This window comes from uncultured Phascolarctobacterium sp. (assembly GCF_934190775.1).
Taxonomy (GTDB): domain Bacteria; phylum Bacillota; class Negativicutes; order Acidaminococcales; family Acidaminococcaceae; genus Phascolarctobacterium_A.
The window spans coordinates 17,477-31,187 of record NZ_CAKPTG010000004.1; the positions used below are offsets into that span (position 1 = coordinate 17,477).

Sequence of the window (13,711 nt, forward strand, 5' to 3'; positions counted from 1 at the left end):
CTGATATGGAGAAAATCATAATACCTGCTCTGGATGAAGAACGTATGCAAGAAGTGCGGGCAGGCTACGCTAAGATAGACAAGCCGGCAGCTAATCTGGGCAAGCTGGAGGATATGGTTGTAGGCCTTGCAGGCATGATTGGCAAGGATTTACCGGATAAATTAAAGACAGCGATGGTTCTGATGTGCGGTGACCATGGTATTGCGAAATACGGCGTCAGTGCTTATCCGCAGGAGGTAACACGTCAGATGATTAACGGCTATATGCGCGGTACTGCAGGCGCTACCGTACTGGCACGTCATGCGCACGCTGATGTTTTCGTCTGCGATGTGGGTACTGCCTTTGATTTGAGCGATTTGCCCAAGGTTTATCAGAAAAAGGTGGCCTGGGGAACAAATGACTTCACCCAGGGACCGGCGATGACACGCGAGCAGGCGGAAAAAGCGATTGCCGTTGGCATCGAAATGGCTGATATGTGCATCGACCAGGGCTATAATATGCTTTATACAGGCGAAATGGGCATCGGCAATACCACCTCTACCTCTGCTATTGCCAGCGCCTTTTTAGGCTTGGCCCCGCAGCTGACTGTCGGCCGTGGCAGCGGTATCAATGACGAACGCATGAAGATTAAACGTCAGGTTGTTATCGACGGTTTGGCAAAAAATATGCCGAAGCAGGGCGATGCAATGGATATTCTCTGCAAGGTCGGCGGCTATGACCACGCAGGTCTGGCCGGTGTAATTATCGGCGCGGCCCGCCGCCGTGTGCCGACTATGGTTGACGGTGTCAACGCTACGGCTGCAGCACTGCTGGCCTACGGCCTCTATCCGCAGTGCCGCGATTATATGCTGTGCTCGCATCTGAGCAGTGATATTTCCCACAAGAAAATGCTGGAGCTGCTGCAGCTTTCCCCGATTGTTGATGCAGGTATGCGCCTGGGCGAGGGCACCGGTGCTTCTCTGGCTATTGTTGTGCTGCAGGCAGCTATGGATGTGTATAATCATTTAAGCAGGTGATGTAATGCGTGATTTTGTAACTTGTCTGGAATTTTTGACCAGAATCCGCTTTTCCAACCGCACGGACTGGCATGATGACGATTTCAGCCGCAGCGTGCCGTACTTCCCGTTGGTCGGTCTGGTAATGGGCATTTTTATGGGGGCGGTAAATTACGGTCTGTATTATCTGCACACACCTGATTTAATGCGTGCGGTGATGCTGGTGCTGGCGGAGCTGATTATTATCGGCGCGCTGATGTACGACGGCTTTATGGATACCTCCGACGGTGTTTTCAGCGCCCGTGACCGTGAGCGTATGCTGGAAATCATGAAGGACAGCCACGTAGGCTCCAACGCTGTTATCGCACTTGTCTGCCTCGTGTTGCTGAAGGTGGCTGCCTATACTACGCTGCCGCCGGTAAAGCTGTCGTTTGCTCTGGTTGCGGTTTTTGTAGCAACGCGCACCTTTATGGTTACCTACATCGTCAACTACAAGTATGCACGCAAAACCGGTATCGGTCATATGTTTAAGGCCTATGCCAAGCCGATGTACACCTATATTGCCTTTGCACTTTGTCTGGCGCTTGTCGCAGCCTGCGGTCTGCCGTATCTGTATACGGCAATAGCGGCCTTCGTTATCTGCCAGGGCATTGCGCATTTCCTCAGCGGTCAGCTGGGCGGTCTTACCGGTGATACCTACGGCTTTTTGACGGAATGCGGCGTGGTGGTTTACCTGATGCTCGCAACCTATATAATCTGATATATTTCCCCGGCAATATTTTGCCGAATTCTAAAGAGACAGAAAGGAAAAATGCTATGCATATAGAAGAAATAATCCAAAAGATTGTGCCTGCGGACAGAGGCTGTATGAAGCTGGCGCAGACACGCTTTGATAATCTGATCAAGCCTGTCGGCAGTCTGGCCAAGCTGGAAGAAATGACCTCGCGCTATTGCGGTATCAAGGGCATTTATGAAAAAGAGGATTTAGATTATCCTAAACGCGATTTACTGGTATGGTGCGGTATCGAAGAGGCTGCCCAGGCCGAAAAAATTATGCACGCCAAATGGCCGGTGAATGTGCTTGCTGCAGAAACCGGTGCGAAGGCTGTGGCTCTGCTCGTAACCTCGGAGGAGGAGGCTGACGCTCTGGAGGAGGGCGCTGCCCTGGTGCAGGAGCTGGTGCATGAGAAGGGATTGGAGCTGTTGGGCTTCGGCTGTCTTTCCAAGCCTGATAATGAGATGGTGCGCACTGCAATGGCCGGCGCTCTGCTGCAGGCTGCAGCGATGAAGGTGCCGGTAATGCTGGACGGCGTTGCTGTCTGCAAGGCTGCCAAAAAGGCGGCGGAAATGGCACCTGCAGTGTTGGATTACTGCTTTGCCGGTCACGTTTCCGCAGAGCCGGGGGCGGAAGAATGTCTGCAGGAGCTGGGTCTTACGGCACCATTGCGCCTGAATATTCCTGACGGCGCCGGTGAGGGCGCTGCTGTCTGCTTTACGCTGTTCAACGCCGGCATCAAGGCCTACAAGGAAATGGAAACCTTTGAGGAAGCAGGCGTGCATGCGGAGATGAAGGAATTTTCCCTGGCAGAGCAATCTAAAAAAGGAGCGAAGGCTTAATGGGTAAAATATATTTAATCCGTCATGGTGAAACGGACAGCAACAAGGGACACCGCTTTCAGGGACGCATCAACATGACGCTGAATGCCAAAGGTCTGGAGCAGTCCGAGAAGCTGGCTGCCTATATGCAGCATCTGCCGGTTGACAAGATTTACTGCAGCTCTATGCTGCGTGCCTGCATGACGGCAGCACCGCTGGCTATGAGCAAAAATATGTCCTACCAGCCGCTGGATTTGCTGCAGGAGGTAAGCTTCGGTGCCTGGGAGGGCCTGGAATATGCGGAAATCAGCCGCCGCTGGCCTAAGGAGATGGATGATTTCCTGACGCGTCCGGGCGAATGGATTCCGCCGCAGGGCGAAAGCTTTCATGATGCAGCGCGTCGCTGTCAGGCAGCCTTTGACTATATCTTCGAGCGTGAAGGCCACGATAAAAATATCGCGATTGTATCGCATGGTGGTATTATCCGCGTGCAGCTGTGCCTGCTTTTGGGCATACCGCTGAACAATCTGTGGAAGCTGAGTGTGCATAATGTTTCTGTCAGCACGCTGAATGACTGGCAGGGTAATATTATTGCCGAAACCATCAATGATGCTCACTTTGCTAGAGAGCAGGGAAGCTCTGTAAACTGGCTGCATAAATAAAAATTAAAGCATGAAAACCGCGCAGACGTAAAAAGCTGTCGCGGTTTTTCTATAAGGCGGCAAAAAAGACAGTCATGGTTTTTGCTGTAAACTTACCGATGTGCACCATTATTTTAAACGCAAGCTTTTTCTGTGAGCACTGTTAACAAGCGGATTTGAGCATATGTTGAGAAATGAAAAGTTTCTTATTAAAGAATTTACGCATTTTTGATAAACTAAGATTGACTTTTACAGGCGCTTACTATATACTGTAAGAGGTGTATCTCAGTGGTCCGTTTAAGTTCCTAACTTCTTCTATCATAGATGACATGGGGAAGCCAAGGTAAACATCTTAATGCGTTCTTTGGGGTATGTTCTATCTATGATTAGGAGTGATTAAACAATGAAAGAAGACAAGACTTTAACCTGCTGCGAGTGCGGCAACGAATTCGTATTCACCGCTTCCGAGCAAGAGTTCTACGCAGAAAAGGGCTTCACTAACGAACCGCGCCGTTGCCCGGCTTGCCGTCAAGCTCGCAAACAACGCATGGGCGTACAAAACGACCGTCCGCAACGCGAAATGTTCCCCGCAGTTTGCGCTGAATGCGGTAAAGAGACCATGGTACCGTTCAAACCCAGCGATCGTCCGGTTTACTGCCGCGAATGCTTCAACGCACGTAAACACTAATTAGACGCTTGAAGTAACAAATTCAGGTACAGCTTAGGCTGTACCTGTTTTTTATTAGCCAATCATAGAAAAAACGAAAGTTGTTTTACATAAAAGTGCTTATATGCTATACTTTTTACAATATAAATTATTCGAAGCAAGGGAGCTTTATGGCACGTATTATAGACAGTGACTTTCTGCACCGCGCGCTGCAGCATTTTTATGGCTACAGCAGCTTTCGCACAGGGCAGGAAGAAATTATAAGTGAAATATTACATGGACAGCCTGTTTTAGCAGTGCTGCCTACGGGTGCAGGCAAGAGCATCTGCTTTCAGCTGCCTTCGCTGCTGCTGAAGGGTGTGACGCTGGTTATTTCGCCGCTGATATCGTTGATGAAGGACCAGGCGGAGGCGCTGACGGCCCGCGGTATTCCGGCAGCTTATCTTGACAGCAGCATGAGCAGCAATGAGTATGGCCGAGTGCTGCATGCTGCGCTCAACAAGCAGTGCAAGTTTTTGTACGTAGCGCCGGAGCGATTGGTCAACCAGCAATTTATTGATTTTGCCCGTCAGGCTTATATTACGATGGTGGCGGTGGACGAGGCGCACTGCGTATCGCAGTGGGGACACAGCTTCCGCAAGGAGTATTATAATATCCCCGATTTTATTCAGGCCTTGCCGACGAAGCCGTTGGTGGCAGCCTTTACTGCTACGGCTACACCGGATGTACGCTGTGATATTATCAAACGCTTGGGCATTCCGGAGGCAAAAATTGTGGTGACGGGCTTTGACAGGCCTAATCTGCATTTTGCTGTGCAGCGCACGCAGGATAAGGAGCGCTCGCTGCTGGAGTTTATGCGTAAGCATAAAAAGGATTGCGGCGTAGTTTACTGTGCTACGCGCAACAAGGTGGAAAGCGTGACGCAGCTTTTGCGGCGCCAGGGCTTCAGTGCCTTGCGCTATCACGCGGGCCTGACGCCGGAGGAGCGGCGTGAGAATCAGAATGCTTTCGTCGGCGGCAGTGTGCCGCTGATTGTGGCAACCAATGCCTTCGGTATGGGCATCGATAAGCCGGATGTACGCTTTGTGGTGCATTATAATATGCCCAAGGATATCGAAAGCTATTATCAGGAGGCAGGGCGCGCAGGGCGTGACGGCCTGCCTGCGGAATGTCTGCTGCTTTACGATAAGGCGGATATTGCGGTCAATACTTATCTCATCGGCCACGACCAGCCGGATTTGACCTGGAAGGAGCACGAGCTGCAGCTGCTGAGCAAAATGACCAACTACTGCAATACGTCCATGTGTCTGCGCAAGGTACTGCTGGAATATTTCGGAGAAAAAACAACGTCGCAGTGCAACAATTGCGGCAACTGCGACGTGAATAAGAACGCTTCGTGGCGTAAGTTTTTGAAGTTTTAATTTTTAATTTTTAATCGATATCAATAGTATTGCCCGGTTTTACAATGAGCACCTTGCTGTCGGTTTCGTCCTCAACGGCAGCCTTGAAGGCTTCCACGTCCTGAGCGATGGGCGGCCAGGTGTTGTAATGTACGGGAATAACGTATTTTGCCTGCAGCAGCTTGCAGGCGATAAGCGCATCGTTGGGGTCCATAGTGAAGTTGCCGCCGATGGGAAGCACTGCGTATTCAAAAGCGTCGAGCTTGGGCAGCAGCTGCATATCGCTGAAGAGTGCGGTGTCACCGGCGAAGTACAGCTTGGTGCCGTAGAAATCGATGACGATACCGCAGGCGTGACCGCCGGGAACGCCGCTGCCGTGGAAGGCCAGCGTCAGGCGAACCTTGCCGAAGGGAAACTTAAAGGTGCCGCCAAGATGCATAGCGTGTGCTTTGCAGCCGGCTTCCTGCGCCAGACCGCAGATTTCGGCAGTAGAGATGATGGTAGCGTCACAATTTTTGGCGATTTCAAAGGCACTGCCCAAATGGTCGAAGTGACCGTGGCTGACGAAAATATAATCAACCTTGATGTCTTTGGCGGTGAGTCCTTCCGGATTATCGTCCAGATACGGGTCGAAGATAATAGCGGAATTATTTTTTTCCAGAATAAAGCAGGCATGGTTGATGAAATGGAATTTTGCGGACATAATTTTCCCTCCTTAATTTGACAAGTTGATTGCTATTTTATATTAAATAAGATAGCGCTTGACTGTTATCTTATAAATATTATAGCTTAAATCTACTTTTTTGTGAATTCCTCACTGCAGGGGTGGGAAAAACTTTACAATTTTGCCTCAGGTGCGGTAAAATTGATAGCGTGATATATATAGGAGTAATGCGCTATGAACTATAAAAAATTTACTTTTGCGTGTGTTCTGCTGGGCCTGTCGCTGTACGCCGGCGTGTGTGCGGCGACTGTGCGCGAGGTCGCTGATGAAGCGCCTGCCTCTAAGCAGACCATTATCGCTGATAAAAAGGATAAGAAGCTGTTGAACAAAAAGCAGCGCGCTGTCCAAATAACTCAGGAAAAGGATAAAATTGTAGTATCTACCAAACCGGTGGCTAAACCGCCTGCCGGTACGATAAATGTTCCTGCCGCTCCGCGTCCGTCGCTGCTGCAGGAGAAGGACGGCAAGTTTTATTTTTCCGGTACTCAGCTGCCGGACGATTACCGTAATATCGCTATTTACGGTGAGGCGATTGCCAGCAAGGCGCAGGCTGTTGCCTATATTTTGGCGGCTAACCCGGCTGTGAAGCTGGCCTGCCCGGTAGAGGAGCTTGTTGAGCTGTACTGGCAGGAGGCTAAGCGTGAAAACGTGCGTCCTGACCTTGCACTGGCGCAATCATTGGTAGAAACAGGCGCTTACCGCTATGGCGGTGATGTGCTGCATCATCAGAATAATTTCTGTGGTCTCGGTACTATCGGCGGCGGTGTGCGCGGTGCGTCCTTTGCTACACCGCAAATGGGCGTGCGTGCGCATATCCAGCATCTGCTGGCTTATACGCAGACGAAGCGCCCTTCAACCGATATTGTCGATCCGCGCTATGACCTGGCGCATAATATCCGCCTGGAGCGCGGTGTTGTCAACACCTGGTACGGTTTGAACGGTACTTGGGCGATGGGTTCGCTGTATTGCGAAAAGATTATGGCTACCTATCAGAAAATCCTGGCACAGCAGCCTGTGGAGGCGGTTAAGCCGGCACCGGCTGAACCGGTTAAGGAAAAGAATAAAAAGAAACGCAGTATGAAGCAAAGAGTTTCTGAAATACTGCAGGAGCAAAAATAAATTATGGACTGCGTTGCAGTCCGCTGAGGAGGCATTCAGTAAAATGCATATAGTTTTAGTTGAACCGGAAATTCCCGGCAATACCGGTAATATTGCACGTCTGTGCGCAGCAACCGGCTGCCACCTGCATTTGGTTCGTCCGCTTGGTTTTTCTGTAGAGGATAAATATTTGAAGCGTGCAGGTCTGGATTATTGGCATCTTGTCGATATCCATTATTATGACAGCGTTTATGAGGTGCTGGAAAAATATAAGGATAATCCTAAGTATTTCCTGACGACGAAGGCACACAGCTCTTATGCCGATGTGCAGTATGCTCAGGACAGCCTGCTGATTTTCGGCAAGGAAACTGCCGGTCTGCCAGAAAGCTTGCTGCATGAATATCCCGAAAGCTGCATCCGTATTCCGATGATTGAGGATGCACGCTCTTTGAACTTGTCCAATTCCGTGGCGATTGTGGCTTATGAGGCTCTGCGCCAGAACGGTTTTGCTGATTTAACCCTTTATGGAGGAGAGTATAAATGATAATTATCAAGGAATTCGATTTTGACGCTGCGCATTATCTGCCTGCCTATAACGGCAAGTGCGAGCATTTACACGGTCATACCTATAAGCTAGTGGTAAAGGTGGAGGGTACTCCTGACCACGAGGGTATGGTTATTGATTTCATTAAGCTGAAGAATCTGGTGAAGGACGAGGTGCTGGCGCATCTGGACCATGCCTGCCTGAATGATATTCTGCCGGTGCCTTCTGCAGAAAATATCAGCGTCTGGGTTTGGAATAAATTAGTGGAGCTGCTTAAGAGCGACCATTATCATTTATATGAAGTAGAAGTTTGGGAAACTCGCACCAGTGGCTGCGTGTACAGAGGTGAATGACGTGAAGGATGTACAAAGCGAAAAGGATTTACGCAATATTCCTTTGAAGCATGTGGGAATAAAGGGCCTGCGCTGGCCGATTGAGCTGCGCGATAAAGCGCGCGGTACGCAGCACAGCGTCGCAGAGGTGACGTTGGCTGTGGATTTGCCGCATGATATGCGTGGTACGCATATGAGCCGCTTTGTGGAGTGTTTGCGCACGCTCGGCCCTGTCGGCCTCGCTGATGTGGAGGCTATTTTGGATCAGCTGAAGCAGCATCTGCAGGCTGAAAGAGCTTTTATCGAGCTGAAGTTCCCGTATTTTGTGACGAAGAAGGCTCCTGTGAGCGGCATGGAAGCGCCGATGGATATCGATTGCGTGTATAAGGCTGAGAAGGGTGAAAAGCTGCGTTGGCGTATTACTGCTGTTGTGCCTGTGCAGACGCTGTGTCCGTGCTCTAAGGAAATCAGCGAATACGGTGCGCATAACCAGCGTGCCTGGGCAAAGCTGGAGGTTGAGGCGCAGGAGATGGTGTGGCTGGAGGAGCTGGTGGAATATGCCGAGGCTTCTGCAAGCACGCCGCTTTACGGTCTTTTGAAGCGTCCTGACGAGAAGTTCGTTACGGAGCATGCTTATGAGAATCCGCGTTTTGTGGAGGATGCCGTGCGTGAGGTTGCTTTGCGCCTGGAGGCGGATAAGCGCATTACCTGGTATCGTGCAGAGGTGGAGAGCATGGAAAGCATCCATAATCATAACGCTTTTGCTGTTGTGGAAAAAGGTGAGAATGAATGTTATTAAAGGTTAACCGTGAAGGTTTGGAGGCAGCGCTGGCAAGCATCGGCGCTCATGCCGACAGTCTGCCTATTTTTGCGCATAAGGCGGAGATTATTCCGTTTAAGCTGCTTGGTGTGCGTACTCCGGCAGCGAATATTATCAAGCAGGAGATGCTGGCGGTAGGCGGCGACGCCGTAACACCGGTGGGTGCTGTTACCTGTGCTGCGAAGTATGTTGATATCCTGCTTTTGGGTACGCTGAAGCATTATAAGGTACTGCTGAAGAAAATGGCGCAGATGCCGTACTTTGGCATTCCTCAGGCTGCTATTGATCTGGAGATGGCGCTGACGCCGCAAAAGCTGTGCACTACATTGGCTGACGGCCGCGTGCTGACCTACGAGAAGATGTGCGTGATGGGTATTCTGAACGTTACGCCCGATTCTTTTTATGAAGGCAGCCGTGTTCCTGCTATGGAGGAGCTGGTGGAGCGTGCCGGCAGAATGCTTGCTGCGGGTGCCGGTGTGCTGGATATCGGCGGTGAGTCTACCCGTCCGGGCAGTGACAGCGTTGATGGGGAGGAGGAGCGCCGCCGCGTAATTCCTGCGATTACTGCTTTGCGTAAGGCTTATCCCGATGCTGTTATTTCTATTGATACCTATCGTGCGGATACGGCGGAGGCAGCTATTGCTGCCGGTGCTGATATTATCAACGATATCAGTGCGATGGAGGTTGACCCGCGCATGGCTGATGTGGTTGTGGCAACTAAAGCGCCGATTATTCTTATGCATATGCGCGGTACGCCGAAGAATATGCAGCAGAACTGCGAGTACAAGGATGTTGTGCAGGAGGTTGCTGTTTATCTGGCGCAGAGAGCACAGCTTTTGCGTGAGCGCGGTGTGAGTGCGGATAAGATTATTCTTGATCCGGGTATCGGCTTTGCCAAGAATGTGGAGCAGAATTTGCTGCTGATGCGTGATTTGAAGGCTTTGACGAGCTTTGGTTATCCTGTGCTGCTGGCGGCTTCACGCAAGAGCACGCTTGGTGCTGTGCTGGGCGGTGTGCCGGCGGAGCAGCGTTTGGAGGGAACGATTGCGACGAGCCTGCAGGCGATTTACGCGGGAGCGCAGATGGTGCGCGTGCATGATGTTGAGGAGAATGTGCGGGCGATTCGCACGCTGGAGGCTATTTTGCGCGGCAGCGCGGAGTAGGTTTTGTTTCAGCAATTATCTGTCACGCTGCGACGGAATAATTACTGCGATAGTATCGCTTATTGTGTTACAGGAAGAAATGTTTTAGCAATTATTTGTCACGCTGCAGCGAAAAATTTTTTAACGGCAATTTCGTGCGGAACAAAGACGAAATTGCAATAAACTCGCGCTAGGCGAAGCGTTTTTCTGTAGAAGTCAGCTTAGCGCTCAAACAGTATTGCAATTTCTGTTGTTCCAGGCACTCATTGCCTAAAATTTTTATGCTTTCGCCGCGACAGAATAATTGCTGCGACAGTATCGTTTATTTTGTTGCTAAGTCTATCATCATCACATCAAAAGAACAGGAGTCTGAAATGGCTATTGCATATGTTGCCTTGGGCAGTAACCTGGGCGATAAGAAAAAGAATTTACAGCGTGCGCTGATGCTGCTGATGCAGCAGGGCGTGGAGGTATTGCAGGTTTCCGGCTATTTTGCTACGGAGCCTTATGGTGTGACGGACCAGCCGCAGTTTTTGAATGCTGTGTGCAGGGTGCGCACTAATCTGGAGCCTGTGGCGCTTTTGCGTACGCTTTTGGCAACGGAGCTGGCGATGGGGCGTGTGCGCCTGCGTCATTGGGGCGAGCGCAATATTGATCTGGATTTGCTGCTTTACGAAAATGTCGTGATGCAGACGCCGGAGCTTACGCTGCCGCATCCCGATATGCAGAACAGGGATTTTGTGCTGCTGCCGCTTGCGGATATTGCACCGGAGCTGGTGCATCCGCTGCTGCATAAGACTGTACGGGAAATGGCGGCGGAACTGAATAAATAATGCTATGGCACGAGCGATTTGTTTTACAGCAAATATGCGCTTGTGCTATAATTAAGAAAAAACATCTGGCAGGAGGATAGCTATGAGAATAGATGGTGCCGGCGGTTGCTTTGATAACCGTCTTTATGAAGTTGATATTGACGTAGCCTGGAATATTGCTTTACTGTGCGTTAACGAGATGGGTGTAACTATTGATGAGCAGGATGATGCTGTACATCAGCTGCATTTCCATAACAAAAAGAAAATCATGCAGCTGGCTATGCAGGCTCTTGATGAAGAAACCGTACAGGTTATTATGGACTCCACCAAGGAGCGTCTCCAGATTTATAACTGGAAGCGCGAGGACAAGGAGGTTAACCAGTTCTATGAGCTGTTCGAAAAGAAGCTCACGGAATACCGTGCCTTTATTTTGTGCCCGAACTGCTCCGCCAAAATCAGCTCTTTGGTTAAGTTCTGCCCCGAGTGCGGCTGCAAAGTAAAATAAGCGCAAAAAAAAAGAAACCAAATACCGATTGGTATTTGGCTTCTTTTTAAATCCGAACGGATTAGATTGCGCGGTTAACTTTACCGGAACGCAGGCAACGGGTGCAAACGTTCAAGCGTTTAACAGAACCTTCAACAACTGCTCTTACTTGTTGAATATTCGGGTTCCAAGCACGTTTGGTGTGTCTATTGGAGTGGCTGACGTTGTTGCCAGCGAGTTTTCCTTTACCGCAGATTTCGCAGATAGATGCCATTGTTTCCCACCTCCTTAAACGTGATAAGACATAAGGCACATTCAAATTTAACATGAGTATCATACCATAAAGAGCGCAGAAAAGCAAGGAAATTTTAAGATAAAGAGGGTATTTTTATAAATGTGGTGGAAAGAACCTGTAACAACACTAAAAGGTGTAGGTGTAAAAAAGGCAGCTGAGCTAGCTGTTCTTAATATTTTCAGCGTGGGTGATTTGCTGGAATTTTACCCGCGCCAGGGTGCTTACCTTGATTATGCCAAGCTCAAAACGATTAAAGAGCTTGAGGTTGACAACAGCAAGCAGATTTTCAAAGCTACGGTTTATCAGGTGAAAAATGGTTACGGTGCCAGCCGTCGCAGTTATACGTCCGTGACGGTGCGTGATGAAACAGGCTATGCTACGCTGTACTTTTTCGGCGGGCAGCGCTACAAGGCGCAGAAGCTGAAGCCGGATACCATGCTGCAGATTACGGGACGCGTAAGACAGGGGCGCACTACGAAGTCCGTCAGTGAGGTTGATGTGCAGCCTTTGGAGCAGGACGAGGGCAAAACGCCGGGCATTGTACCGGTGTATGCTTTGAGCGGTAACCTGACGCAGAAGAACCTGCGTACGTGGGTGAGCGAGGCGCTGCGTCTGGCAGCCAAGGATTTGCCGGAAAGCTTGCCGGCGAAGGTTGTCAGCCAGTACAATTTGCCCGACCGCTATACGGCGCTGAAAAATATTCACTTTCCGGAAAGCTGGGAAGCATTGCGACGAGCCAAGCAGCGCTTTGTTTTTGAGGAGCTGTTTTTGCTGCAGTGCGGTCTGCTTTACTATCGCCAGCAGAGTCATGATAACAGAGAAGGCATTAAGCACGCTGTGGACGGCAAGCTGGTGCAGGACGTCATGCAGGGACTGCCCTTTGAGCTGACGGCGGCGCAGCAGCAGGCGTGGCACGAAATTTCGCTGGATATGCAGGATAAAAAGCCTATGCACCGTATTCTGCAGGGCGATGTAGGCAGCGGCAAGACGGTTATCAGCGCGCTGGCGTTGGCTAAGGCGGTGGAAAACGGTTATCAGGGCTGTATTATGGTGCCGACGGAAATTTTGGCAGCGCAGCATTTTGAAACGCTGGAGCAATATCTGCAGCCTTACGGTGTGCGTATTGCTCTGCTGACTGGCGGTATGCGTGCTAAGGCAAGGCGTGAGCTGCTGCTGAATCTGGAGCTGGGCCTTGTTGACGTGATTGTGGGTACGCACGCGCTTCTGGAGGAGGATGTGCGCTTTGCCAATCTGTCACTGACGGTGACGGACGAGCAGCACCGCTTCGGTGTAGAGCAGCGTGCGCGTCTGTCCAATAAATCGGCCAATGCTCCCGATGTACTGGTAATGACGGCAACGCCGATTCCGCGTACCTTGGCGCTCACTGTTTACGGCGATTTGGATATTTCCGTAATGAAGGGACGTCCGCCGCAGCGCAAGCCGGTGCGGACGCTGTGCTATACGGATGAGCGCCGCCGTGAGGTTTACGCCGGCCTGGTGCGTCAGGTGCAGGCGGGAAGGCAGGCCTACGTTGTCTGCCCGCTGATTGAGGAATCCGATGTCCTTGCTGTACATAGTGCTGAAAGAGTATACGAGGAGCTGCAGCGCGATTTTCTGCAGGACATTCCCTGCGCTCTGCTGCATGGCAGGCTGAAGGGCGCGGAGAAGGATGCGATTATGAACAGCTTTGCGGCAGGCGAGCTGAAGGTACTGGTGAGCACTACGGTTATCGAGGTAGGTGTGAACGTGCCCAATGCTACGCTGATGGTGATTGAAAACGCCGAGCGCTTCGGTCTGGCGCAGCTGCATCAGCTGCGCGGACGTGTAGGACGCGGCAGCGAGCAGTCCTACTGTGTGCTGCTGACGGCTGCCGATTCGCCGGAGGCACTGGCGCGCCTAAACGTACTGCATGAGAGCGAGGATGGCTTCTATCTGGCGGAAAAGGATATGGAGCAGCGCGGTGCCGGTCAGCTCTTCGGCCTGAAGCAGCATGGCTTGCCAGATTTGCGAATTGCTGATATAATGCGAGATGTTGACGTAATTGCGCAGGTTCGCCAGCTGGCGCAGGCGCAGCTGCGCACACCGGAGGACTGGGCGGAAATCCGCCGCCTGGTGGAAATGCAGTTTGGCGAACGCTTTAATATGATTTTTAATTCTTAAA

At 50.9% G+C, this 13,711-nt stretch carries 16 protein-coding genes; 14 read left to right on the top strand and 2 right to left on the bottom strand.

Annotated elements, in window-relative coordinates:
* Positions 1-5 precede the first annotated feature (5 nt).
* The 6 genes from cobT to Q0G26_RS03055 all read left to right on the top strand — a co-directional run bounded on the left by cobT (position 6) and on the right by Q0G26_RS03055 (position 5,320).
* The gene (gene cobT / locus Q0G26_RS03030) at positions 6-1,016 is read left to right on the top strand and encodes a nicotinate-nucleotide--dimethylbenzimidazole phosphoribosyltransferase (RefSeq protein WP_293828492.1); all 1,011 of its coding nucleotides are present in this window, start codon (positions 6-8) and stop codon (positions 1,014-1,016) included.
* 4 nt (positions 1,017-1,020) lie between these two features.
* The gene (cobS, locus tag Q0G26_RS03035; protein WP_293828494.1) at positions 1,021-1,755 is read left to right on the top strand and encodes an adenosylcobinamide-GDP ribazoletransferase; all 735 of its coding nucleotides are present in this window, start codon (positions 1,021-1,023) and stop codon (positions 1,753-1,755) included.
* 56 nt (positions 1,756-1,811) lie between these two features.
* Complete coding sequence (locus Q0G26_RS03040) at positions 1,812-2,612, top strand: nicotinate-nucleotide--dimethylbenzimidazole phosphoribosyltransferase (protein WP_293828496.1); 801 nt, start codon at positions 1,812-1,814, stop codon at positions 2,610-2,612.
* Positions 2,612-3,253: a histidine phosphatase family protein gene (locus Q0G26_RS03045; RefSeq protein ID WP_293828498.1), complete on the top strand. Its 642-nt coding sequence runs from the start codon at positions 2,612-2,614 to the stop codon at positions 3,251-3,253. Before Q0G26_RS03040 ends, Q0G26_RS03045 begins: the two co-directional genes overlap by 1 nt.
* A gap of 382 nt (positions 3,254-3,635) precedes the next feature.
* Positions 3,636-3,920: a zinc-ribbon domain containing protein gene (locus tag Q0G26_RS03050; protein WP_009145133.1), complete on the top strand. Its 285-nt coding sequence runs from the start codon at positions 3,636-3,638 to the stop codon at positions 3,918-3,920.
* 149 nt (positions 3,921-4,069) lie between these two features.
* Entirely contained in the window at positions 4,070-5,320 is a 1,251-nt protein-coding gene (locus Q0G26_RS03055; protein WP_293828500.1) for a RecQ family ATP-dependent DNA helicase, read from the top strand.
* Between the two features lie 10 nt (positions 5,321-5,330).
* On the opposite strand, the gene Q0G26_RS03060 is transcribed toward Q0G26_RS03055, so the two are convergent.
* Positions 5,331-6,002 (bottom strand): metal-dependent hydrolase, encoded by a 672-nt coding sequence (locus tag Q0G26_RS03060; RefSeq protein WP_293828502.1) that lies wholly within the window; start codon positions 6,000-6,002, stop codon positions 5,331-5,333.
* A gap of 195 nt (positions 6,003-6,197) precedes the next feature.
* Here Q0G26_RS03060 and Q0G26_RS03065 point away from each other — a divergent pair, with 195 nt between their 5' ends.
* From Q0G26_RS03065 to Q0G26_RS03095, 7 genes are all read left to right on the top strand, one after another.
* Positions 6,198-7,142 (top strand): glucosaminidase domain-containing protein, encoded by a 945-nt coding sequence (locus Q0G26_RS03065; RefSeq protein WP_293828503.1) that lies wholly within the window; start codon positions 6,198-6,200, stop codon positions 7,140-7,142.
* Positions 7,143-7,185: 43 nt separating this feature from the next.
* Positions 7,186-7,665: a tRNA (uridine(34)/cytosine(34)/5-carboxymethylaminomethyluridine(34)-2'-O)-methyltransferase TrmL gene (gene trmL, locus Q0G26_RS03070; protein WP_293828505.1), complete on the top strand. Its 480-nt coding sequence runs from the start codon at positions 7,186-7,188 to the stop codon at positions 7,663-7,665.
* On the top strand, positions 7,662-8,018 hold the full coding sequence (gene queD / locus Q0G26_RS03075; RefSeq protein WP_293388690.1) for a 6-carboxytetrahydropterin synthase QueD: 357 nt from the start codon (positions 7,662-7,664) through the stop codon (positions 8,016-8,018). Before trmL ends, queD begins: the two co-directional genes overlap by 4 nt.
* 1 nt (position 8,019) lies before the next feature.
* Positions 8,020-8,796, top strand: coding sequence for a GTP cyclohydrolase FolE2 (gene folE2, locus Q0G26_RS03080; protein ID WP_293828507.1), 777 nt, complete (start codon positions 8,020-8,022; stop codon positions 8,794-8,796).
* Positions 8,787-9,980, top strand: coding sequence for a dihydropteroate synthase (folP, locus tag Q0G26_RS03085; protein WP_293828509.1), 1,194 nt, complete (start codon positions 8,787-8,789; stop codon positions 9,978-9,980). The genes folE2 and folP overlap by 10 nt, the downstream gene beginning before the upstream one ends.
* A 353-nt stretch (positions 9,981-10,333) precedes the next feature.
* Positions 10,334-10,792: a 2-amino-4-hydroxy-6-hydroxymethyldihydropteridine diphosphokinase gene (folK, locus tag Q0G26_RS03090; protein WP_293828511.1), complete on the top strand. Its 459-nt coding sequence runs from the start codon at positions 10,334-10,336 to the stop codon at positions 10,790-10,792.
* A gap of 82 nt (positions 10,793-10,874) precedes the next feature.
* Complete coding sequence (locus Q0G26_RS03095) at positions 10,875-11,276, top strand: hypothetical protein (RefSeq protein WP_293828513.1); 402 nt, start codon at positions 10,875-10,877, stop codon at positions 11,274-11,276.
* Positions 11,277-11,337: 61 nt separating this feature from the next.
* Here the strand turns inward: Q0G26_RS03095 and rpmB are convergent, their stop codons facing one another.
* Complete coding sequence (gene rpmB / locus Q0G26_RS03100; protein ID WP_021719311.1) at positions 11,338-11,529, bottom strand: 50S ribosomal protein L28; 192 nt, start codon at positions 11,527-11,529, stop codon at positions 11,338-11,340.
* 120 nt (positions 11,530-11,649) lie between these two features.
* Here rpmB and recG point away from each other — a divergent pair, with 120 nt between their 5' ends.
* Positions 11,650-13,710 carry an ATP-dependent DNA helicase RecG gene (gene recG / locus Q0G26_RS03105; protein ID WP_293828515.1) on the top strand — a complete coding sequence of 687 codons (2,061 nt, stop codon included), beginning with the start codon at positions 11,650-11,652 and terminating at the stop codon, positions 13,708-13,710.
* Position 13,711 lies beyond the last annotated feature (1 nt).